The sequence below is a fragment of the Enterobacter sp. GD03975 genome (genome assembly GCF_029838645.1).
GTDB classification, from domain to species: Bacteria; Pseudomonadota; Gammaproteobacteria; order Enterobacterales; family Enterobacteriaceae; genus Enterobacter; species Enterobacter quasihormaechei.
This window is the reverse complement of record NZ_JAOBZC010000013.1, coordinates 82525-104955: the sequence shown is the minus strand read 5'-3', so window position 1 is coordinate 104955 and position 22431 is coordinate 82525. Positions and strand designations below refer to the sequence as shown.

The window sequence follows — 22431 nt, the reverse complement described above, 5'->3', positions numbered from 1 at the left end:
TGGCGCCGTTCGAGCCGTTGTAGGTCGGGTAAGGCGAAGCCGCCACCCGACTTTTTACTGACTACACACCTCACACCCCGGATTGCGCATCAGCTTCATCTCGCGGAACTGGCAGGTCATCGCGTCGTACATCACGATTTTACCCGCTGCCGGGGTGCCGTAGTGCGTCAGCACCTTAATCGCCTCCATCGCCTGCAACGAACCAATCACGCCGACGAGCGGCGCCATCACGCCCGCCTCGACGCAGGTCAGCGCATTCTCGCCAAACAGACGGCTCAGGCAGCGGTAGCAGGGCGCTCCCTCAGCGTAAGTGAAAACGCTAATCTGCCCCTCCATGCGGATGGCCGCGCCGGAAATCAGCGGCGTTTTATGCGCAAAGCAGCCTGCATTGAGCTGGTTGCGAATGGCGACGTTATCGGTGCAGTCCAGCACCAGGTCATGCTGTGCAATCTGCGCAAACAGCGCGTCTTCATCCAGCAGGGCGTCAATCAGGGTGAACTGAACGTTGGGATTGATGCGCGCCAGCGCCGTGTGTGCAGATTCCACTTTTGGCTGACCAACCGTCGCGTCGCTGTGCAGCGTCTGGCGTTGCAGGTTGGACACCGACACGGTATCGAAGTCCAGCAGCGTCATGCGGCCGACACCCGCCGCAGCCAGGTATTGCGCCGCCGCGCAGCCAAGCCCCCCAAGGCCCACAACCAGCACGCTGGCCGCCTTGAGCGCCTCCTGCCCCTCGAAATCGAACCCGCGCAGCACAATCTGGCGGTTGTAGCGCATCATCTCCGGGTCGCTCAGTTCCACCGTCATGTCAGCCTCCGAACAGGTGGTTAAAGCGTTCCACTTCAACCCATTCGCCCGCCTCGACGTGGCCGCGCTCGCGCTCCAGCACGATAAAGCAGTTGCCCTGGCTGAAGGAGCTAAAAATATGCGAACCCTGATGCCCGGTGGTGCTCACTTCCAGATCACCGTCGGCGTTGCGCGACAGAATGCCGCGCTGGAAATCGAGACGACCCGGTGATTTTTTCAGGCGCGTTGCCGCCCGCACGCGCAGACGTTCCGGCAGCGGGCTGGCATTGTTGCCCGAGAGCTTCGCCAGCAAAGGGATCACCAACTGGTAGAAGGTCAGCGCGGCGGAGACCGGGTTACCCGGCAGGCCGCAGAACCAGCTGTGCGGAAGCTTGCCAAACGCGAACGGTTTGCCCGGCTTAATCGCCAGCTTCCAGAAGGCGATTTCGCCCAGCTCTTCAAGCAGGGTTTTGGTGTAATCCGCTTCGCCAACCGATACGCCGCCGGAGCTGATGACCACGTCGGCGGATTTGTCCGCCTCGATAAACGCCGCGCGCAGTTTTTCCGGGTCGTCTGGAATGATGCCGAGGTTAATCACCTCGCAGCCCAGCTGCTCCAGCATCAGGTGTACCGCCAGACGGTTAGTGTCGTAAATCTGCCCCTCGTGCAGCGGCTGGCCCGGAAGCTGAAGCTCGTCTCCCGTAGAGAACACCGCCACGCGCACTTTGCGGACAACGTCAATTTCCGCGATGCCAAGCGATGCCAGCACCGGCAGCTCCGCGACGGTCAGTTTTTGCCCGGCGGCAAAGACCGTCGCGCCGAGGGTAATGTCTTCCCCGGTGAGGCGAATGTTCTGTCCGGCTTTGACGCTGGCGGTAAAACGCACGCCGTCGTCCGTTTGTTCGGTCTCTTCCTGCATCACCACGGCTTCACAGCCCTTTGGCACCGGCGCGCCGGTCATGATGCGTACGCAGGTGCCCGCTGGCCATTCTCCGTTGAACGGCTGCCCGGCAAACGCTTTACCCGCCACCGGCAGCGGCTGACCCGTTTGCAGATCCGCCAGACGTACGGCATAGCCGTCCATCGCCGCGTTATCGAACCCCGGCACGTTCATCGGCGAGACGATATCGCGCGCGGCAATACGGCCAAAACAGCGCACAAGCGGCAGCGTCTCAACGTCGTGCAGTGGGATAATGCGGTCAAGCATCTGCGAGAGTGCCGTCTCAAGCGGCATCAGTCCGGCGGTAAAATCCATGGTGGGCTCCTGCGGAGTAACAACGAAAGCGCTCATTATGGCAGAAAAGTGCGGCTAACTGTATGACCCGATGGGTGTACGCTTTACATCACAGTTGCGTCTTTCTATATTCAAAAATCATCTGAAGATTCGTCGACGATAATGATATTTATAGAAAAAGCAGCCAGCCAGGCTGATGGGTGATGCGAAATGAGTAAAGCGGTTATCGCAATTCATGGCGGTGCCGGGGCAATCACCCGTGCACAGCTCAGTCCCGAGCAGGAGAAGCGTTACATTGATGCGCTGAACGCCATCGTGGAAACAGGCCAGCGCATGCTGGAAGCGGGCGATAGCGCGCTGGATGTGGTGACCGAAGCGGTGCGCCTGCTGGAGGAGTGTCCGCTGTTTAATGCCGGCATTGGCGCGGTCTTCACGCGAGATGAAACGCACGAGCTGGATGCCTGCGTGATGGACGGCGTCACCCTGAAAGCGGGGGCGGTGGCGGGCGTGAGTCGCCTGCGCAATCCCGTACTGGCCGCGAGGCTGGTGATGGATCACAGCCCGCATGTGCTGCTGGCGGGCGCGGGGGCGGAGAAATTTGCCGCTGAGCACGGGATGGACACGGTCTCGCCCGATCTTTTTTCCACCGAGGAGCGTTACCGGCAGCTGCTGGAGGCCCGCACTGCGGGGATGACGCAGCTGGACCATGCCGCGCCGCTCGATGAGCGCAGCAAAATGGGCACGGTTGGCGCGGTGGCCCTGGATAAAGCCGGCAACCTCGCTGCCGCGACGTCAACGGGCGGCATGACCAACAAACTTCCCGGACGCGTGGGCGACAGCCCGCTGCCGGGGGCAGGGTGCTACGCCAATAATGCCACCGCGGCGGTGTCGTGCACCGGTACCGGCGAAGTGTTTATCCGCGCGCTGGCGGCCTACGACATTACCGCGCTGATGGATTACGGCGGTTTAAGCCTGAGCGAGGCCTGCGAGCGGGTGGTGATGGAAAAGCTGCCGGCGCTGGGCGGGGAAGGTGGCTTAATTGCCGTGGATCGGGAGGGTAACGTGGCGCTGCCGTTCAACAGTGAAGGGATGTACCGTGCGTGGGGATATGCCGGCGATGCGCCCAGCACAGGCATCTATCGTGAATAAGGGGGCATTGCGTGCCGCACAGTGAAGAGCTGGACAGCCGGGAAGTGTTGGCTGTTCATCAGCTGAATATTGCCTTTCAGGAAGAGCGGCAGTTTATCCCGGCAGTCCAGAATTTATCGTTTTCGCTCAATCGCGGCGAAACGCTGGCGATTGTCGGCGAGTCCGGTTCTGGTAAATCCGTCACCGCACTGGCGCTGATGCGTCTGCTTGAGCAGACGGGCGGGCAAATCACCAGCAAGCAGATGCTGTTGCGCCGCCGCAACCGTCAGGTTATCGATCTTAACGAGCTGAGCGCATCCCAGATGCAGGGCGTGCGCGGGGCAGATATCGCGATGATCTTCCAGGAGCCGATGACCTCGCTGAACCCGGTCTTCCCGGTGGGAGAGCAGATTGCCGAGTCGATTCGCCTGCATCAGGGGCTGAGCGGCGATGAGGCGCTCAGCGAAGCGAAACGGATGCTGGAGCGGGTACGGATCCCCGAGGCGCACACCATGTTGTCCCGCTATCCGCATCAGCTCTCGGGCGGCATGCGCCAGCGGGTAATGATTGCGATGGCGCTGTCGTGTCGTCCGGCGGTGCTTATTGCGGACGAACCGACCACGGCGCTGGATGTCACCATTCAGGCCCAGATCCTGCAACTGATCAAGGTGTTGCAGCAGGAGATGGAGATGGGGGTGATATTTATCACCCACGATATGGGGGTAGTGGCGGATATTGCCGATCGGGTGCTGGTGATGCATCAGGGCAACGCCGTGGAAACCGGCACGGTGGAGCAGGTCTTTCATGCGCCGGTGCATCCCTATACCAACGCGCTGCTGGCGGCGGTCCCGCGTCTGGGCGCGATGAATGGCAGTGATTATCCGCGCCGTTTTCCGCTGATGTCCCAGACCGAACCGGGCCATCAGGAAGACGAGACCGAGCAGAATACGGTGGTTCCCGGCAGGCCGATCCTTGAAGTGCGTGACCTGGTGACCCGTTTCCCGCTGCGCAGCGGCATCCTTAATCGCGTGAAGCGCGAAGTGCATGCGGTTGAAAACGTCAGTTTTGACCTCTGGCCGGGCGAAACGCTGGCGCTGGTGGGGGAGTCCGGCTGTGGTAAATCCACCACCGGGCGGGCGCTGCTCAGGCTGGTTGAGTCGCAGGAGGGGAGCATCACCTTCAACGGTGAGCGCATCGACACCCTCCCCAACGGTAAATTGCAGGCGGTGCGGCGGGATATTCAGTTTATTTTCCAGGATCCGTATGCGTCGCTCGATCCGCGCCATACGGTGGGGTACTCGATTATGGAGCCGCTGCGGGTGCACAACCTGCTCGACGGTGAAGCCGCGCAGCGCCGCGTCGCGTGGCTGCTGGAGCGCGTGGGCCTGAAGCCGGAGCATGCCTGGCGTTATCCCCATGAATTTTCCGGCGGTCAGCGACAGCGTATCTGCATCGCGCGGGCGCTGGCGCTGAATCCAAAAGTGGTGATTGCGGATGAGTCCGTTTCGGCGCTGGATGTCTCAATCCGCGCGCAAATCATCAATCTCCTGCTCGATTTACAGCGGGATTTAGGCATTGCGTTTCTGTTTATCTCCCACGATATGGCGGTGGTTGAGCGGATCAGCCATCGCGTGGCGGTGATGTACATGGGACAAATTGTTGAAATCGGCCCCCGTCGGGCGGTGTTTGAAAACCCGCAGCACCCGTACACCCGCAAGCTGATGGCCGCCGTACCGGTTGCCGATCCTGAGCATCGTCACGCCCAGCGCGTGCTGTTGCAGGACGACATGCCGAGCAATATTCGTAAACGGGGCGAAACCCTGGAGCGCGTGGCGCTGCGTGAGGTGGGTCCCGGTCATTTTGTCGCACCACCGCGTCAGGGCAATGCATTCTCGCGGTTATAACTTACAACAGGCAGGAGAACACAATGGTTCCTTTTGTTGCTCGTAAATGGCTGCTGGCCGCGAGCGTGACGGCTGCGCTGGCCGCCGCTCCCGCGTTCGCGGCGAAAGACGTGGTGGTGGCGGTGGGGTCTAACTTCACGACGCTGGATCCGTATGACGCTAACGACACCCTTTCCCAGGCGGTGGCAAAATCCTTCTACCAGGGGCTGTTCGGCCTGGACCGGGAGATGAAGCTGAAAAACGTGCTGGCGGAAGGGTATACCGTGTCGGACGATGGGCTGGTCTATACCGTTAAGCTCCGTACCGGCGTGAAGTTCCAGGACGGCACCGACTTCAACGCCGAGGCGGTTAAGATCAACCTGGACCGTGCCAGCAATCCGGAGAACGGCCTTAAGCGCTACAACCTGTATAAAAATATCGCCAGCACCGAGGCGGTTGACCCGGCGACGGTGAAGATCACCCTGAAAGAGCCGTTCTCGGCGTTTATCAATATTCTGGCGCATCCCGCGACGGCGATGATTTCGCCCGCCGCCCTGAAAAAATACGGCAAAGAGATTGGCTTCCACCCGGTGGGAACCGGGCCGTACGAACTGCTCACCTGGAACCAGACCGATTTTGTGAAGGTGAAAAAATTCGCCGGATACTGGCAGCAGGGGCTGCCGAAGCTGGATACCATCACCTGGCGTCCGGTCGTGGACAACAATACCCGTGCCGCGATGCTGCAAACCGGCGAAGCGCAGTTTGCCTTCCCGATCCCTTACGAACAGGCGGCGCTGCTGGCGAAAAACAGCAAGCTGGAGCTGGTGGCCAGCCCGTCGATTATGCAGCGCTACATCAGCATGAACGTCACGCAGAAACCGTTCGATAACCCGAAAGTGCGCGAAGCCATCAACTACGCCATTAACCGTCAGGCGCTGGTGAAGGTGGCCTTTGCCGGTTACGCCACTCCCGCGACGGGCGTGATGCCGCCAGCCATCGAGTATGCGCAGAGCTACCAGCCGTGGCCGTACGATCCGGCGAAAGCGCGGGAGCTGCTGAAAGAGGCGGGCTATCCGAACGGCTTTAGCACCACGCTGTGGTCGTCGCATAACCACAGCACCGCGCAGAAGGTGCTGCAATTTACCCAGCAGCAGCTGGCACAGGTGGGCATTAAAGCCAGGGTCACGGCGATGGATGCCGGACAGCGAGCGGCGGAAGTAGAAGGCAAAGGGCAGAAAGAGAGCGGCGTGCGGATGTTCTACACCGGCTGGACGGCTTCAACCGGCGAAGCGGACTGGTCCCTGTCGCCGCTGTTCGCTTCCCAGAACTGGCCGCCAACGCTGTTCAACACCGCGTTCTACAGTAATCCGCAGGTGGATAAGGATCTGGCCGATGCCCTGAAAACCACCAAACCGGAAGAGAAAGCGCGCCTGTACAAAGAGGCGCAGGACATTATCTGGAAAGAGTCGCCGTGGGTGCCGCTGGTGGTGGAAAAACTGGTCTCAGCCCACAATAAAGCGCTGACCGGTTTTTATATCATGCCGGATACGGGCTTTAGCTTTGACGACGCGGATCTAAAATAAAACTCATGCTGAATTATGTTTGTAAACGCCTGCTGGGGCTTATCCCGACGCTGCTGATTGTGGCCGTGCTGGTGTTTTTGTTTGTCCACATGCTGCCCGGCGATCCGGCGCGCTTGATTGCCGGACCGGAAGCGGATGCCACGGTTATCGAACTGGTGCGTAAACAGCTGGGTCTTGACCAGCCGCTGTACAGGCAATTTCTGCGCTACATGGGCAACGTCCTGCAAGGCGACTTTGGCATCTCAATGGTGTCGCGTCGTCCGGTGTCGGAAGAGATAGCCAGCCGCTTTATGCCGACGTTCTGGCTCACCCTCGCCAGCATGGGTTGGGCGGTGATATTTGGCCTGGGCGCCGGGATTATCGCCGCCGTCTGGCGCAACCGCTGGCCGGATAAGCTCGGTATGGCACTGGCGGTCACCGGCATTTCTTTCCCGGCGTTTGCGTTGGGCATGCTGCTGATGCAGATTTTCTCCGTTGAGCTGGGCTGGCTGCCGACCGTTGGGGCTGACACCTGGAAGCACTACATTTTACCCTCCATGACGCTTGGCGCAGCCGTTGCGGCGGTCATGGCCCGGTTTACCCGCGCCTCGTTTGTGGACGTGCTGAGCGAAGATTACATTCGCACCGCGCGGGCAAAAGGGGTCAGCGAGAAATGGGTCATTCTGAAGCACGGTTTTCGTAACGCGATGATCCCGGTGGTGACGATGATGGGGCTACAGTTCGGCTTTCTGCTGGGCGGCTCTATCGTGGTTGAGAAGGTCTTCAACTGGCCTGGGCTGGGGCGCCTGCTGGTCGACTCGGTCGATATGCGCGACTATCCGGTGATTCAGGCTGAAGTCCTGCTTTTCTCGCTGGAGTTTATTCTTATCAACTTAGTGGTGGATGTGCTCTACGCCGCCATTAACCCGGCCATCAGGTATAAGTAAGATGCGATTACTGAACTGGCGTCGCCAGGCCATTTTTAACGCTATGCCGGGGATCAGACCGGATCATATTCGTACGCCGTGGGGGGAGTTCTGGCGGCGATTCCGTCGTCAGCCCGTTGCGATGGTTGCCGGGTTGTTTGTGTTACTGCTGATCCTGGTGGCGATCGTCGCCCCCTGGATAGCCCCGTTTGATGCGGAAAACTACTTCGACTACGACCGTCTGAACGATGGTCCGTCGATGATGCACTGGTTTGGCGTGGACTCGCTCGGGCGCGATATTTTCAGCCGCGTGCTGGTCGGGGCGCAGATCTCGCTGGCGGCCGGGGTCTTCGCGGTGCTGATAGGCGCCGCGATTGGCACCGTGCTGGGGCTGGTGGCCGGGTACTACGAAGGCTGGTGGGACCGCATCATCATGCGCATCTGCGACGTGCTGTTTGCCTTTCCCGGTATTCTGCTGGCGATTGCGGTGGTGGCGGTCATGGGCAGCGGCATGGCGAACGTTATCATTGCCGTGGCGGTATTCTCGATTCCCGCTTTCGCTCGCCTGGTGCGCGGCAACACGCTGGTGCTTAAGCAGCAGACTTTTATCGAGTCGGCGCGCAGCATGGGGGCCAGCGATGCTACCATCCTCTTCAGCCATATACTGCCGGGCACGGTATCGTCCATCGTGGTCTATTTCACCATGCGCATCGGCGTGTCGATTATCTCGGCGGCCAGCCTGTCGTTTCTCGGGTTAGGGGCGCAGCCGCCGACGCCGGAATGGGGCGCGATGCTGAACGAGGCGCGGGCCGATATGGTGATTGCGCCGCACGTGGCGATCTTCCCGAGCCTGGCCATTTTCCTGACCGTGCTGGCGTTTAACCTGCTGGGAGATGGGCTGCGCGACGCGCTGGATCCGAGGATTAAGGGGTAGTGCTGTGGAATGTGCCGGGTGGCGGCTACGCCTTACCCGGCCTGCAAAAGAGGTGTGGGGAAATTAAACCCGGCTACCCCACAAATCATACTCGTCCGCGTTCTCAACCTTCACGCGAATAATATCGCCCGGCTTGACGTTGGTTTCACCGTTCAGATACACCGCGCCGTCGATTTCAGGCGCATCCGCCATGCTGCGGCCAATCGCGCCTTCTTCGTCCACTTCGTCGATAATGACCAGAATTTCGCGGCCCACTTTCTCCTGCAAGCGTTCAGCAGAGATCTGCTGTTGCAGCTGCATAAAGCGGTTCCAGCGCTCTTCTTTGACCTCTTCCGGTACCTGGTCCGCCAGCTCGTTGGCCGTTGCGCCTTCAACCGGGCTGTACTTGAAGCAGCCCACGCGGTCCAGGCGCGCTTCTTTCAGGAAGTCGAGCAGCATCTGGAAATCGTCTTCGGTTTCACCCGGGAAGCCGACAATAAAGGTAGAACGCAGGGTCAGATCCGGGCAGATCTCACGCCACTGCTTGATGCGCGCCAGCTGGCGGTCAACGGAGCCAGGACGCTTCATCAGCTTCAGAATGCGCGGGCTGGCGTGCTGTAGCGGGATATCCAGATACGGCAGGATTTTGCCTTCCGCCATCAGCGGGATCACATCGTCAACGTGTGGGTAAGGGTAGACGTAGTGCAGACGCGTCCAGATGCCGAGCTTAGCCAGCTGCTCGCACAGGCCAACCATGCTGGTTTTCACCGGCTCGCCATTGTGGAAACCGGAGCGGTGTTTGACGTCCACGCCGTAGGCGGAGGTATCCTGGGAGATGACCAGCAGCTCCTTCACGCCCGCGTCGGCCAGGCGTTTGGCTTCGGCCAGCACCTCGCCAATCGGGCGGCTCACCAGATCGCCACGCATCGACGGGATGATGCAGAAGGTGCAGCGGTGGTTGCAGCCTTCGGAAATTTTCAGGTAGGCGTAGTGGCGCGGCGTCAGCTTCACGCCCTGTTCCGGCACCAGGCTCAGGAACGGGTTATGCTTTGGCTTTGGTACGTAGTGATGAACATGTTCCAGCACCTGCTCGTAGCTGTGCGGGCCGGTGATCTCCAGCACTTTCGGGTGCACTTCGCGGATCTGATCCACTTTCGCGCCCAGGCAGCCGGTTACGATGACTTTGCCGTTTTCCGTCAGGGCTTCACCAATGGCTTCCAGTGACTCCTGGACCGCGCTGTCGATAAACCCGCAGGTGTTCACGATCACCATGTCGGCGTTGTCGTAGCTTGGCACCACGTCATAGCCTTCGGTGCGCAGTTCAGTCAGGATGCGTTCGGAATCCACCAGGTTCTTCGGGCAGCCCAGGGAGACAAAGCCGATTTTCGGCGGGTGCGTAACATTGCTCATAGGTTAAAAATTCATCAATTATGGAGTTATCAGGGCGGGATTTTACAGCGTATCGCGGGGGATTTATACATTCTTGATGGCGCAGTTGCGTCGGGCAATCGTTGTAACATTGTAAAGAATGTTAACTAGTTATCGTTTCTTGATCTCAGGCATTACACTGTACAAAAAATAACCTTATTCTTAACAGGGTAACAAGGCTGACAGAGGAGGAAATAGCATGTCCGTTGACAGACTGAAACGCGATCTGCTTAACAAGCTGATCAACGCCCGAATCGACCTGGCCGCCTACCTGCAACTCCGCAAGGCGAAAGGGTATATGTCAGTCAGCGAAAGCGAAAATCTGCGTGATAACGTCTTTGAACTTTGCAATTTCATGCGTGAAAAAGCACCCGTCCTGAAAGCGCATTACGTTGAAAGCGAGCTGGCGGCACTGCGCCGCGCCGCCGAAGTGCTCTCCATCGCCGGGGTCTGTTTGATGAACGGACGTCACGACTGCCCGAATTTTATTGCCGTTAACGCGGAAAAGCTTGAAAACTGCCTGACCACGCTCTCTCTTTGCATCATGTGTCTGAACAAGCCTGAAACGCTTGCCCGCCACTGAACCCGGGGGAGGCAACTCCCCCTTTTTGATTAAGCTTTTGTAAAAGTGCTAACGCGCCCGGACGAAGTGGCTAATCTTTAAGCCATAAGCCGACAAAGGAGCGTGTTATGCCTCGATCTTCGCTGATTTTCCTGCCCGCATTGTTCTTTCCCGTTTCGCTGCTTGCCGCCACCGAGCCGGTAAACGTGGAGGTTTTACAGACAAAACTGGATCACCCCTGGTCGCTGGCGTTTCTGCCCGACAATAAGGGGCTGCTGGTCACGCTAAAAGACGGGCAGCTTAAGCACTGGCAGGCAGGGAAAGGGCTCTCCGATCCGATTGTTGGCGTGCCGAAGGTCTGGGCGAGCGGCCAGGGCGGATTGCTGGACGTGGTGCTGGCCCCGGATTTTGAACAGTCACGGCGGATCTGGCTAAGCTTCGCCGAGGCAGGTAATGATGGAAAAGCGGGCACCGCGGTGGGTTACGGGCGGCTGAGCGATGACCTGTCGCGCATCGAAGGCTTCCAGGTGGTGTTCCGCCAGATGCCGAAACTCTCTACCGGCAACCACTTTGGTGGACGGCTGGTGTTTGACGGCAAAGGCCATCTGTTTATTGGCCTGGGTGAAAACAACCAGCGCCCGACGGCACAGGATCTGGATAAGCTTCAGGGCAAGGTGGTGCGCCTAACGGAAGACGGGAAAGTGCCGTCGGATAATCCGTTTGTGAATACCGCCGGTGCGCGCCCTGAAATCTGGTCCTATGGCATTCGTAACCCGCAGGGGATGGCGATGAACCCGTGGAGCGACACGCTGTGGCTTAACGAACACGGTCCTCGCGGCGGGGATGAAATCAACATTCCTGAAAAAGGCAAAAACTACGGTTGGCCTTTGGCGACGCACGGGATCAACTATAGCGGTCTGAAAATCCCGGAAGCGAAAGGCGAGCATGTTGAAGGCACCGAAAAGCCACTGTTTGTCTGGAAAGTGTCGCCCGCCGTCAGCGGTATGGCGTTCTACAATAGCGACGTCTTCCCGCAATGGAAAAACAAGCTGTTTATTGGTGCGCTGAAGGAGAAAGACGTCATCGTGCTGAGCGTGGAGGGCAACACCGTGACGGAGGACGGGCGCATTCTTGGCGATAAAAATCAGCGTATCCGCGACGTGCGCGTCGGGCCGGATGGTTATCTGTATGTGCTGACCGACGAGTCGGACGGGCAGCTGTTGAAGGTCAGCCCGTCCGGTACGTAATCAGGTCACTGGGATCATCACCACGTTGCGATATGCCGGGCGCTCGCTCAGCTGCTGGATCCAGCGCTCAAGGTGCGGGCGCAGGGTCCAGCTAAGCCCCATATTGGTCAGGTTCCAGACGAAGGGGGCGACGGCGATATCGCCCACGCCAAACGCGTCGCCGGAGAACCAGGTCTGCTTCGCCAGCTCGTCGTCCATCATGGCAAACAGCGATTCGCAGGCGTCCTGGGCGGCATGAATGGCGGGATAATCACGATCGGCTTCCGGCGTGCGGATAAGCCCCATCAGGATCACGCGGTGCGTTGGGGAAAGCGTCTGGTTTGCCCAGTCCATCCATTTTTCGCCCTGCGCGCGCTGGGCCGGATTTTCTACCCACAGCCGACCCTGGCCGTACTGCGCGGCGAGGTAACGCACGATGGTGTTGGACTCCCACAACGTGGCGTCTGTCTCATCATCGCGCAGCAGCGGCACCAGCCCGTTTGGGTTCATCGCCAGGTAGTCCGCGTCTTTATTCACGCCAAACTCCAGGCCCGCCATCACCTGCTTAAACGGTAAATCCAGCTCTTCCAGCGTCCACAGCACTTTTTTCACGTTGGTCGAATTGTTCCTGCCCCACAGCGTAATCATATTTACTCCCGATGAGATGTGAATCCGAGTCAGCTTTTCGCCATGGTGAGATAAACCTAACAATTACGCAACAGATGCTAAAAAAATCGCCGCAATCAAAGCGTATCTGAATGTTATTGCATAAACTTTAAAAACTTTACCTGGAACAGGTTTCTTTGAACGCTGTAGTGCGCTATTACTCATCGCTTCTTGCGACACGGTGATTGTGACGTGATTTTTAGAATGGACACTCGGGTGGCATTTATGACGCAAAAAACTTCCTCTCTGCGCAGCCTGGCGGCAGGCTCGGCGCTGCTTTTCCTTTTTGCCCCAACGCTCCACGCGGCGGAACAGACGGCGCCCGAAGCGCCGCCTGTCGATGCGCGCGCCTGGATCCTGATGGATTACGCCAGCGGGAAAGTGCTGGCGGAAGGTAACGCCGACGAAAAACTTGACCCGGCGAGCCTGACGAAAATTATGACCAGCTATGTGGTAGGTCAGGCGATTAAAGCGGGCAAAATCAAGCTGGACGACATGGTCACCGTCGGGAAAGATGCCTGGGCGACCGGTAACCCGGCGCTGCGCGGCTCGTCCGTTATGTTCCTGAAGCCTGGCGATCAGGTTTCCGTTTCCGATCTGAATAAAGGGATAATCATTCAGTCAGGAAATGACGCCTGCATCGCGCTGGCCGATTACGTGGCGGGCAGTCAGGACTCTTTCATTGGTTTGATGAATGGCTACGCGCAAAAGCTGGGCCTGACCAACACCACCTTTAAAACCGTTCACGGCCTGGATGCGCCGGGTCAGTTCAGCACCGCGCGTGATATGGCGCTGCTGGGCAAAGCGTTGATCCACGACGTGCCGGATGAGTACGCCATCCATAAAGAGAAAGAATTCACCTTCAACAATATCCGCCAGCCTAACCGTAACCGTCTGCTGTGGAGCAGCAACGTTAACGTGGACGGCATGAAAACCGGGACAACCGCAGGCGCGGGCTATAACCTGGTGGCTTCCGCAACCCAGGGCGACATGCGCCTGATTTCGGTGGTGCTGGGGACGAAAACCGACCGCATTCGGTTTAACGAATCAGAAAAACTGCTGACCTGGGGTTTCCGCTTCTTTGAAACCGTCACGCCGATTAAGCCGGATGCCACCTTCGTGAGCCAGCGCGTCTGGTTCGGGGATAAAAGTGAAGTGAACCTGGGCGCGGGTGAAGCCGGTTCCGTGACCATTCCACGCGGCCAGCTGAAAAACCTGAAAGCCAGCTATACCCTGACCGAGCCACAGCTCACCGCGCCGCTGAAAAAAGGCCAGGTGGTCGGGACGATTGATTTCCAGCTTAACGGTAAATCCATTGAGCAGCGTCCGCTGGTGGTAATGGAAGCGGTAGAAGAGGGCGGCTTCTTTAGCCGGATGTGGGACTTTGTGCTGATGAAATTCCACGGCTGGTTTGGCAGCTGGTTTAGCTAAGTTTTTGCCGGGTGGCGCGGCGCCACCCGGCACAACCTCAATACATCAACTTCACCTGCTGCGCCTTTGCATACGACACCAGCTCTTCATCCGGGCGGCAATCGCTGACGATGGCGTCAAAGCGCGACAGTTCTCCCATCCTTGCCGGACGGACCTTGCCAAACTTACTGTGATCAACCACCAGCACATGCTGCTGCGCGGCGTTGAGCGCCCAGTGTTTCACCGGTAACTCTTCCAGATTAAAGCAGGTTGCGCCCTGCTGCACGTTCACGCCCGCCGCAGAATAGAAGGCGATGTCCGGGCATACATTGCTCAGCGTGTCCTGAATATTCAGCGGCTTAAAGATGGCATTGCTGGCATGAAACTCCCCGCCACACAAAATCACCCGGCACGCCGGTTTTTCCTGCAAGGCCAGAAAGGTATTCAGGGAATAACAGACGGCGGTAAAAGGAACGTTGCTGTCGATGGCCTCGATGATCCACGGCGTTGTCGTCCCGCAGTCAAAAAACAGCGTTTGATGCGGCTGCACCAGCGAGGCGGCGAGCCGCGCGGCTTTGCGCTTCTCTTCCACCAGACGCGTTTTTTGATCGCTTAACAGGTAATGGCTGGCGCTGCGCGGCTCCAGGACAATGTACCCGCCAAGCAGCACAACGGGGGCGCTGTCGCTGTTCAGATCGCGACGAATGGTCATTTCAGACACGCCAAGCAGGGTAGCGGCTTCCTTGAGATGCAGCTTGTCGCTGCGCTTCAGCGCCTGAAGCAGCTGAGCAATGCGGTCATCGCGACGTGTTTCCATAGATCCTCGGGCTAAAAAAGTGAGCCCCCGCAGGGCGGGGGCTCAAGTGTAACCTGACGGACCGGGGTTAGTCACGTATCCATCCTTTACGGATCGGGAGGGCAAACAGAACGCGATAGGCCTGCGATAATCCCCGGTAAAGGGCCGGACCAAAGAGGCTCCACATAATGGCTGCGCTGACGCAGCCCATCAGCCCCACCAGGAAACCGCCTACCATGTCCAGCGGCCAGTGCACGCCCAGATAGACGCGGGACCAGGCGATGGCGACGGCGATCCCCATCAGCACCACGCCGGACCACAGGCGATGCCAGAACAGGAAGGCCAGCGCGAAGGTGAAGATCACCGTGCCGTGATCGCTCGGGAACGAGTCATCCGGCGCGTGGTGCAGGAAGTTATAGCCGACGTGCTCGACAAATGGACGATCGTGCGGGAAGGCGAGCCCCAGCACATAGCTTGCCAGCACGCTGACGCCGATGGCCATCGCCATTTTAATCACCAGGTGGCGCTGTGCGGTGACCTGTTTGCGCGGGCCCCAAAGCCAGAGGATCGCGGCCAGCGCCGGCACGATGCTGATCAAATCCTTAGCAATGAAGGTGGCGAGATCAATCATCCATTCCGGTGACGCTGGCGTGGCGTTGAGCAGGTAAAACAGTCCGTAGTTCAGATTCTCTAGCATCGTATCGTTACTCTTTAGCAAACCAGGTAGAAACCAGCCCGTAAACCAGCACCTGGGAAAACCAGACCCACCACCCGGCCCACAGGTTGTGAGAGAAAAAATGCGCGCCGCGCATGACCTGCCCGAAGCCCATCAGCAGCCCCAGAGCGGCCCCCAACGCCACAAAGATCCAGGCCAGGCGCGGACGTTCACGCCAGAAGGCAAAAAACAGCCCCATGACCATAAACCCGCTCGAGGCGTGGCCGCCGGGAAAGCAGCGTCCCGGTCCGCTGTCTGCCGGAATGGCGCTGAACAGGGGATACGAGACGGCTTTGCCGCCATACTCCACCAGATCCCACGGACAGCTGTGGTGACTCATGCTTTTCAGGGCTCCTACAACGAGCGCGCCCAGACCCATCAGAAGCGCGGCCGTCACCAGCCGGGCATTGCGTCTGTAAGCCCCATAAACCAGCGCGATGACGCCCATGGCAATGGCCACATATTTCGCCAGTCGATGGTTCAGCAGATCCAGCAGCGGATTTTGCTGTAGCGGAAAATGGTGCGTCGCGGCGTCATACCAGAAGCCGGTTAGCCATCGGTCGAGCGATTCATCGCGAGAAAGCCAGGTAAAAAGCACCGCGAGGGCGATCAGCACGAAAAGTTGATAACCATAAAAGCGGGTGGGCAACCGGTAAAGGCGTTTTGTCTTATTTATCGGTAAGGTAGATAATTCTGAAGGGCTGACGGCGTGTGTCATAATTTCGGTCAATAACGTGAAATAGCGCTATCTTAACGAGGGCAACTTAAGGAAACCTTAAACAACAACGATAAGTGCGTTATTTCTGTTTTCTCACGTTATTGTGCTATCTCAGACAGCGGCAATTCATTACACTCATCGCGATTTTTTCATACTAAAGAGATTGCATGATAAACCGTTCTTCTTCCGGTAATCGTCTGGGCCGTCAGGCGTTACTTTTTCCTCTGTGTCTGGTGCTTTACGAATTCTCTACCTACATCGGCAACGATATGATCCAGCCGGGCATGCTGGCCGTGGTTGAGCAGTACAACGCAGGTATTGAGTGGGTGCCAACATCCATGACCGCCTATCTCGCGGGCGGCATGTTTTTACAGTGGCTGTTAGGGCCGCTGTCGGATCGTATTGGCCGCCGTCCGGTGATGCTGACGGGCGTGGTGTGGTTTATCGTCACCTGTCTCGCCACGCTGCTGGCGCAGAACATTGAGCAGTTTACGCTGCTGCGCTTCCTTCAGGGCGTGAGCCTGTGCTTTATCGGCGCCGTGGGCTATGCCGCCATTCAGGAGTCGTTTGAGGAGGCGGTGTGTATCAAGATCACCGCGCTGATGGCGAACGTGGCGCTGATTGCACCGCTGCTGGGGCCGCTGGTGGGGGCCGCATGGGTGCACGTTGCGCCGTGGGAAGGGATGTTCGTCCTCTTTGCCCTGCTTGCGGCTATCTCTTTCTTTGGCCTGCACCGCGCGATGCCGGAGACCGCGACGCGTCTGGGAGAAAAGCTCTCGCTTAAAGAGCTGGGCCGTGATTATAACGCGGTGCTGAAAAACGGTCGTTTTGTCGCGGGCGCGCTGGCGACGGGGTTTGTCAGCCTGCCGCTGCTGGCGTGGATCGCCCAGTCGCCGGTCATTATCATTAGCGGCGAGCAGCTTAGCAGCTATGAGTATGGCCTGTTACAGGTGCCGATTTTTGGCGCGCTGATTATCGGAAACCTGGTGCTGGCGCGTCTGACGGCGCGCCGTACCGTGCGTTCACTGATAATTATGGGCGGCTGGCCGATTGCGGCAGGGCTGATCGTTGCTGCGGTAGCGACCGTTGCCTCGTCGCATGCGTACCTGTGGATGACCGCGGGGCTGAGCGTTTACGCGTTTGGTATTGGCGTGGCGAATGCCGGTCTGGTGCGCCTCACGCTGTTTGCCAGCGAAATGAGTAAAGGCACGGTATCCGCCGCGATGGGGATGCTGCAAATGCTGATTTTTACCGTCGGTATAGAGGTGAGCAAGCATGCTTACGCGTTTGGCGGCAACGGACTGTTCAGCCTGTTTAACCTCGCCAACGGCGTGCTGTGGGTAGGGCTGATGGTGGTGTTCCTGAAGGACAAACGCGTCGGAAGCGCACTGCAACCGTAATCCTTATTCCCTCTCTGTGCGTGGGGAGGGCATCAGGCCGCAGTAAATTTTGCCCGTTGGCGCTGCGCTGACCGGGCCTGCGGGCTGGGTGTTCTCCCTCTCCCTGTGGAGCGCAAGGAATCAATTAAACGGCGCCTTCCCATCCAGCACCTTATCAATCACGTCCAGTACGCCTTCGTCATTATTGTTCGGCGCTTCATAGCGGGCCACCGCCTTAATGTGCGGTTTGGCATTGGCCATCGCGAAGCCATACCCTGCCTGGCGCAACATCTCCACGTCGTTACCGCTGTCGCCAAAGGCCACGACTTCGCTGTCTTCAATGCCCCAGCGCGCCTGAAGGATCCGCAGGCCGTTAGCTTTATGCACGCCGGGGATGATCAGGTCGATACTGCCGTGTCCGGTGGTCACCGGCACCATGATGTCGCCGAGCTTTTCGTGCAGCAGCGCCTGAATACGCGGGATCTCTTCGTCGGAAACGTTAAGCCCGAACTTGAAGAAAATATCGTTGAGATGGTCAAAGCTGCTGACGCTTTCAAGGCGGTGATAGTACTTTGCGGCGACCGCTTTGAAGAGGTCGTCATAGGTTTGCAGCGTGTAGGCGCTGTTTTTACCGCAGGCGATAATTTCAATGCCGGGCACCTCATTCAGCAGGGTGGCGACGGTCAGGAAGTGCGCTTTCGACAGTTCGCCGTTGAACACGTCTTCGCCGGCATCCACCACCCAGCCGCCGTTTTCGGCCACGAACGCGATTTCATGGGCGATCTCCGGGAAAAACGAGATCAGCTGGTAGTACTGGTTTCCGCTGGCAACCACAAAACGGATGCCTCGCTCTTTCATGCGCGCGTACTGCGCCAGAAAACGCGCACGATTATAGGTTTTCGCATCGCTCAGGAAGGAGCCATCCATGTCGACTGCAATCAGTTTAACGCTCATATCCCTTCTCCATTGACGTTGTTTCTGCTTCCGGTTTTGCCACCGCACGCGCCACCAGTGCGGCAATAATAACTAATCCTAATACCACCAGCATCGCGCTGCGTAATCCGTAGTGCTCACCGAGGAACCCAAGCAGCGGCGGCCCCACCAGGAAGGCGAGGTAGCCGGTGGTTGCCACCACGCTCACGCGCGTCGGCGCATCCGGGCCGGTATCGCTGGCAGCAGAAATGGTCAGCGGGAAGCCAAGGGAGGCGCCAAGTCCCCACAGGATCACCGACACGCCGGCAATCCAGTCAACATCCACAAAGATGATCATCGCGATGCCCAGCCCGCCCAGCAGAGCGCTGGCACGCACCACCGCCACGCGGCTGTAGCGGTCGATAAACCAGCCGCCGGTGAAGCGCCCGACGGTCATGCCGAGCGTAAATCCGGCGTAGATCAGCGAGCCGGAGGTGGGGCTAAAGCCGTGTCCGTCCACCATCAGCAGCGGCAGCCAGTCGTTGGCGGAGCCTTCAGCAAACGCCATCGCCAGCACGACCACGCCAATCAGCATCAGCTGGAAGTCACGGTAGAAGGGCAACCCTTTTGCCGCAGACTTCTGTTCATCCGAGGCGTTTTGTCCCGTACCGGCGGGGATAGCCCTGATGCCGGTGAGGATAGGGATAATGCAGACCAGCGCCGCCAGCAAAATATGCACGTTAGCCGCAATGCCCAGCGCCGTCAGCGCCATCCCCACGCCCGCGCCCGCCAGCGTGCCGAGGCTGTAAAAGCCATGCATCATCGGCAGCACCGTTTTGTTCATCTCCTTCTCGACGGCGGCGCCTTCAACGTTAATGGCGACTTCTGCCGCACCAAAGCTCCCGCCGAACACCATCAGCCCGAGGGCGAACATCAGGGGCGAGGCAAACCACAGCGCCACGCTCAGCGCGACCATTCCGACCACGGCGAAGCACATGGTCGTGCGGATCACCGTACGGGTGCCAAAGCGCTTCACCAGCCAGGCCGAGCACAGGATGCCGCTCATCGAGCCAATCGACAGGCCAAACAGCACAATCCCCATCTCTGCCGTCGAGACGGATAGCGTATCGCGGATGGCCGGGGTGCGCGTCGCCCAGGAGGCCATCAGCAGCCCGGGTATGAAGAAGAACATAAACAGCGCCCACATGCGCAGATGCAGGGCTTTGCGGGGAGAAGATAACGTCATTGGGATCAGCACCAGAAGAACAACAATAGCGACAACACTAGCAACTTTGTGTACATTTGTACACAAACCGGATGAGGAATTTATGAGCAGACCACCGAACGACCCTAACCGTCGGGAGAAGATACTTCAGGCGACGCTGGACACTATTGCAGAGCATGGTATTCATGCCGTCACGCACCGCAAGATTGCCACCTGCGCAGGCGTACCGCTGGGGTCGATGACCTACTATTTCGACGGCATGGAGTCGCTGCTGGAAGAGGCATTCACGTGGTTTACGCAGCAGATGTCCCGGCAGTACCGGGATTTCTTCGCGGGCGTTACCGGGCGGGAGAAGGCATGCGAGGCCATTACCACGCTGATCCACAGCTCAGCCGTGACCACGCCACACAATATGGCGCTGATGTATCAGCTGTACGCCTTTATGCACCGCAGCGCCGCGCTGAAAACGGTCATGCAGGACTGGATGAAGATGAGCCAGACCACACTTGAACAGTGGTTCGATCCGGCGACCGCCCGCGCGCTGGATGCGTTTATCGAAGGGATGACGCTGCACTTCGTGACCGACCGCGCGCCGCTAACCCGGGAGGAGATCCGGGCGATGGTGGGACGCATCGCGCAGGAGCAGGTGCCCTGCGATTAACCGCAGGGCAACCGCGACGTTATCGTCCCTGAATTTTTTTGCCGGAAGCGTCTACAACCGCTTCGCCATCCTCTTTGGTGAACGCCCCTTTTTGTGCATCGGGCAGAATATCCAGTACGCGCTCCGACGGACGACACAGCCTCGTCCCCAGCGGAGTAACGACAATCGGGCGATTGATCAGAATCGGATAGTGCAGCATGTAGTCAACGAGCTGGCTGTCGCTAAACCTGTCTTCCGCCAGGCCAAGGTTTTCGTAAGGCTCCACGTTTTTTCGCAGCAGATCGCGGGGTGAAATGCCCATCTCAGCCAGCAGCTTCACCAGTTCGTCGCGAGACGGCGGCGTCTCCAGATACAAAATAATCTCGGGTTCGGTGCCGCTGTTGCGGATCATCTCCAGCGTATTGCGCGACGTGCCGCAGGCGGGGTTGTGGTAAATGGTAATGTTGCTCATTTCAGGTACTCACTACAGTGTAACGGAGAGACGTAACGCCAGCGCGGCAAGCGTTACAAACAGGACCGGCAGCGTCATTATCAAGCCCGTCCGGAAATAGTAGCCCCAGGAAACGATCATGTTTTTCTGCGCCAGTACATGCAGCCAGAGCAGGGTGGCCAGGCTACCGATGGGGGTGATTTTCGGCCCCAGATCGCAACCAATCACGTTCGCGTAAATCATCGCCTCTTTAATCAAACCTGTTGCCGAACTGCCATCAATTGAGAGCGCACCAATCAGTACCGTTGGCATATTGTTCATTATGGATGACAGGAAGGCGGTGATAAATCCGGTGCCCAGCGTGGTTGCCCAGAGTCCATAACCGGCTAAGCGATCCAGAACGTCTGAGAGATGCTCCGTCAGCCCGGCGTTGCGCAGGCCATACACCACCAGATACATCCCCAGCGAGAAGATAACGATCTGCCACGGTGCGCCGCGAAGCACTTTTCCGGTATTAATAGCGTGCCCGCGTTTTGCGACGGCAAACAAAATCAGCGCGCCCACGCTCGCGATGGCGCTGACGGGAATGCCGAGAGGCTCAAGCACAAAGAATCCGACGAGAAGTAACAGCAGCACGATCCAGCCCGTCCTGAAGGTTGGCAGATCGTTTATGGCACGTGCCGGCTCCCGGAGTTTCGCCAGATCGTACGTAGGAGGAATTTCCTTGCGAAAGAACAGGTGCAGCACGATGAGCGTGGCGGCAATCGCGGCGATATCAACCGGGATCATCACCGAGGCGTATTCGCTGAACCCCAGCGAGAAGAAGTCTGCCGACACAATGTTGACCAGGTTGGAGACAATCAGCGGCAGGCTGGCGGTATCGGCGATAAAGCCTGCCGCCATCACAAACGCCAGCGTGGCTTGTTGACTAAACCCGAGTGCCAGCAGCATGGCGATAACGATAGGCGTGAGGATCAGTGCCGCACCGTCATTGGCGAACAGCGCCGCAACGGCCGCACCCAGCAGCACGATCCAGGTAAACAGCAACCGCCCCCGACCATTTCCCCAGCGGGCAACGTGCAGCGCCGCCCACTCGAAAAAACCGGACTCATCCAGCAGCAGGCTGATAACGATCACCGCGATAAACGTGGCAGTGGCGTTCCAGACAATATTCCAGACCACCGGAATATCGTTAATATGAATAACGCCGCTCGCCAGCGCCAGCGCGGCGCCAATGGTCGCGCTCCAGCCGATGCTGAGCCCTCTGGGTTGCCAGATGACCAGCACCAGCGTGAATAAAAAAATCGCTCCTGCCAAAAACATTGTTTACTCCATTATATCTGATTTCGTGAATGTGTTTTGCTTAGCATGCACCCGGAACTTTACCTTTCAGCTTCAGGCGGGTGTCTTCACGCAGGCAGTTCCAGCTGTTATCGATAATGGACGCTGCCCACGCGGGCATGTTCGGAGATAAACGGTAATGGACCCATTTCCCTTCACGTCGGTCGATGACCAGCCCGGTCTCGCGGAGCAGTGCCATATGGCGGGAGACTTTCGGCTGCGGCTCGTTGGTGGCGGCGCAGAGATCGCATACGCACAGTTCCCCCGCTTCACGCAGCAGCATGACGATGGCGAGCCGCGTTTCGTCGGAGAGGATTTTGAAGAGCTGGAGCGGGTGGAGCATGGGTGTTCCTGGATGTGTGATTTTTATATGCGTTTAATCATATATGTTTTGGTTGCTGCAGAGAAGCAGAAGTAGATCCGATGCTGCGAGATGGCAGTCTGTAGTTGGGTTGCGCATCTTTTACATGAATCAACGTCCGTAGGAGTATAACTAATGGCATAAGTTATACTAGAGCAGCATGGGTTTG

22 protein-coding genes are annotated in these 22431 nt (G+C 58.4%); 10 read left to right on the top strand and 12 right to left on the bottom strand.

All coding sequences use genetic code 11. From position 1 onward, the window contains the following. Positions 1 to 54: 54 nt before the first annotated feature. Together moeB and moeA are read right to left on the bottom strand one after the other, a co-directional pair. On the bottom strand, positions 55 to 807 hold the full coding sequence (moeB, locus tag N5C09_RS18155) for a molybdopterin-synthase adenylyltransferase MoeB (RefSeq protein WP_279749591.1): 753 nt from the start codon (positions 805 to 807) through the stop codon (positions 55 to 57). A gap of 1 nt (position 808) precedes the next feature. Beyond that, on the bottom strand, positions 809 to 2041 hold the full coding sequence (gene moeA / locus N5C09_RS18150; RefSeq protein ID WP_279749590.1) for a molybdopterin molybdotransferase MoeA: 1233 nt from the start codon (positions 2039 to 2041) through the stop codon (positions 809 to 811). Positions 2042 to 2230: 189 nt separating this feature from the next. On the opposite strand from moeA, the gene iaaA reads away from it, so the two are divergent. From iaaA to gsiD, 5 genes are read left to right on the top strand one after another with little or no spacing between them, the layout of a single operon-like run. Continuing rightward, entirely contained in the window at positions 2231 to 3169 is a 939-nt protein-coding gene (gene iaaA / locus N5C09_RS18145) for a beta-aspartyl-peptidase (protein ID WP_279749589.1), read from the top strand. Positions 3170 to 3180: 11 nt separating this feature from the next. Further along, the gene (gene gsiA, locus N5C09_RS18140; protein WP_107534996.1) at positions 3181 to 5052 is read left to right on the top strand and encodes a glutathione ABC transporter ATP-binding protein GsiA; all 1872 of its coding nucleotides are present in this window, start codon (positions 3181 to 3183) and stop codon (positions 5050 to 5052) included. Between the two features lie 23 nt (positions 5053 to 5075). Then, complete coding sequence (gene gsiB, locus N5C09_RS18135) at positions 5076 to 6614, top strand: glutathione ABC transporter substrate-binding protein GsiB (protein WP_112792545.1); 1539 nt, start codon at positions 5076 to 5078, stop codon at positions 6612 to 6614. Positions 6615 to 6619: 5 nt separating this feature from the next. Further along, complete coding sequence (gsiC, locus tag N5C09_RS18130) at positions 6620 to 7540, top strand: glutathione ABC transporter permease GsiC (protein ID WP_063449252.1); 921 nt, start codon at positions 6620 to 6622, stop codon at positions 7538 to 7540. A 1-nt stretch (position 7541) separates the two neighbouring features. Then, positions 7542 to 8453 carry a glutathione ABC transporter permease GsiD gene (gsiD, locus tag N5C09_RS18125; RefSeq protein ID WP_063866206.1) on the top strand — a complete coding sequence of 304 codons (912 nt, stop codon included), beginning with the start codon at positions 7542 to 7544 and terminating at the stop codon, positions 8451 to 8453. Positions 8454 to 8516: 63 nt separating this feature from the next. On the opposite strand, the gene rimO is transcribed toward gsiD, so the two are convergent. Continuing rightward, entirely contained in the window at positions 8517 to 9842 is a 1326-nt protein-coding gene (gene rimO, locus N5C09_RS18120; RefSeq protein ID WP_063449250.1) for a 30S ribosomal protein S12 methylthiotransferase RimO, read from the bottom strand. Positions 9843 to 10059: 217 nt separating this feature from the next. Between rimO and bssR the strand changes: the two genes are divergently transcribed. Continuing rightward, a complete protein-coding gene (gene bssR / locus N5C09_RS18115; protein ID WP_063866207.1) occupies positions 10060 to 10443 on the top strand; it encodes a biofilm formation regulator BssR in 384 nt (127 codons plus the stop codon). A 107-nt stretch (positions 10444 to 10550) separates the two neighbouring features. Continuing rightward, positions 10551 to 11669, top strand: a complete 1119-nt coding sequence (locus tag N5C09_RS18110; RefSeq protein WP_279749588.1) for a PQQ-dependent sugar dehydrogenase — start codon at positions 10551 to 10553, stop codon at positions 11667 to 11669. Here N5C09_RS18110 and N5C09_RS18105 read toward each other — a convergent pair whose 3' ends face one another. Beyond that, on the bottom strand, positions 11670 to 12296 hold the full coding sequence (locus tag N5C09_RS18105; protein ID WP_279749587.1) for a glutathione S-transferase family protein: 627 nt from the start codon (positions 12294 to 12296) through the stop codon (positions 11670 to 11672). Positions 12297 to 12539: 243 nt separating this feature from the next. Between N5C09_RS18105 and dacC the strand changes: the two genes are divergently transcribed. Next, positions 12540 to 13745 carry a serine-type D-Ala-D-Ala carboxypeptidase gene (gene dacC, locus N5C09_RS18100; RefSeq protein WP_063866509.1) on the top strand — a complete coding sequence of 402 codons (1206 nt, stop codon included), beginning with the start codon at positions 12540 to 12542 and terminating at the stop codon, positions 13743 to 13745. A 37-nt stretch (positions 13746 to 13782) separates the two neighbouring features. Here the strand turns inward: dacC and deoR are convergent, their stop codons facing one another. The 3 genes from deoR to N5C09_RS18085 form a co-directional block, all read right to left on the bottom strand. Further along, positions 13783 to 14541 (bottom strand): DNA-binding transcriptional repressor DeoR, encoded by a 759-nt coding sequence (gene deoR / locus N5C09_RS18095; protein WP_112792541.1) that lies wholly within the window; start codon positions 14539 to 14541, stop codon positions 13783 to 13785. Between the two features lie 67 nt (positions 14542 to 14608). Next, positions 14609 to 15217 (bottom strand): undecaprenyl-diphosphate phosphatase, encoded by a 609-nt coding sequence (ybjG, locus tag N5C09_RS18090; protein WP_279749586.1) that lies wholly within the window; start codon positions 15215 to 15217, stop codon positions 14609 to 14611. Positions 15218 to 15224: 7 nt separating this feature from the next. After that, positions 15225 to 15953, bottom strand: coding sequence for a phosphatase PAP2 family protein (locus N5C09_RS18085; RefSeq protein ID WP_279749585.1), 729 nt, complete (start codon positions 15951 to 15953; stop codon positions 15225 to 15227). Positions 15954 to 16120: 167 nt separating this feature from the next. Between N5C09_RS18085 and N5C09_RS18080 the strand changes: the two genes are divergently transcribed. Continuing rightward, complete coding sequence (locus N5C09_RS18080; protein WP_107535004.1) at positions 16121 to 17353, top strand: MFS transporter; 1233 nt, start codon at positions 16121 to 16123, stop codon at positions 17351 to 17353. A 120-nt stretch (positions 17354 to 17473) separates the two neighbouring features. Here the strand turns inward: N5C09_RS18080 and N5C09_RS18075 are convergent, their stop codons facing one another. Next, positions 17474 to 18286, bottom strand: coding sequence for a Cof-type HAD-IIB family hydrolase (locus N5C09_RS18075; protein ID WP_063866214.1), 813 nt, complete (start codon positions 18284 to 18286; stop codon positions 17474 to 17476). Beyond that, positions 18276 to 19490: an MFS transporter gene (locus N5C09_RS18070; protein ID WP_063866215.1), complete on the bottom strand. Its 1215-nt coding sequence runs from the start codon at positions 19488 to 19490 to the stop codon at positions 18276 to 18278. Before N5C09_RS18070 ends, N5C09_RS18075 begins: the two co-directional genes overlap by 11 nt. 82 nt (positions 19491 to 19572) lie before the next feature. Between N5C09_RS18070 and N5C09_RS18065 the strand changes: the two genes are divergently transcribed. Continuing rightward, a complete protein-coding gene (locus tag N5C09_RS18065; RefSeq protein WP_236330226.1) occupies positions 19573 to 20130 on the top strand; it encodes a TetR family transcriptional regulator in 558 nt (185 codons plus the stop codon). Between the two features lie 19 nt (positions 20131 to 20149). On the opposite strand, the gene arsC is transcribed toward N5C09_RS18065, so the two are convergent. Genes arsC through N5C09_RS18050 form a run of 3 tightly spaced genes read right to left on the bottom strand, consistent with a single transcriptional unit; the run spans position 20150 to position 22244 of the window. Continuing rightward, the gene (arsC, locus tag N5C09_RS18060; RefSeq protein WP_063866218.1) at positions 20150 to 20581 is read right to left on the bottom strand and encodes a glutaredoxin-dependent arsenate reductase; all 432 of its coding nucleotides are present in this window, start codon (positions 20579 to 20581) and stop codon (positions 20150 to 20152) included. 12 nt (positions 20582 to 20593) lie between these two features. Beyond that, a complete protein-coding gene (locus N5C09_RS18055) occupies positions 20594 to 21883 on the bottom strand; it encodes an arsenic transporter (RefSeq protein ID WP_063866219.1) in 1290 nt (429 codons plus the stop codon). A 40-nt stretch (positions 21884 to 21923) separates the two neighbouring features. Further along, a complete protein-coding gene (locus N5C09_RS18050; RefSeq protein ID WP_048965812.1) occupies positions 21924 to 22244 on the bottom strand; it encodes a metalloregulator ArsR/SmtB family transcription factor in 321 nt (106 codons plus the stop codon). Positions 22245 to 22431 lie beyond the last annotated feature (187 nt).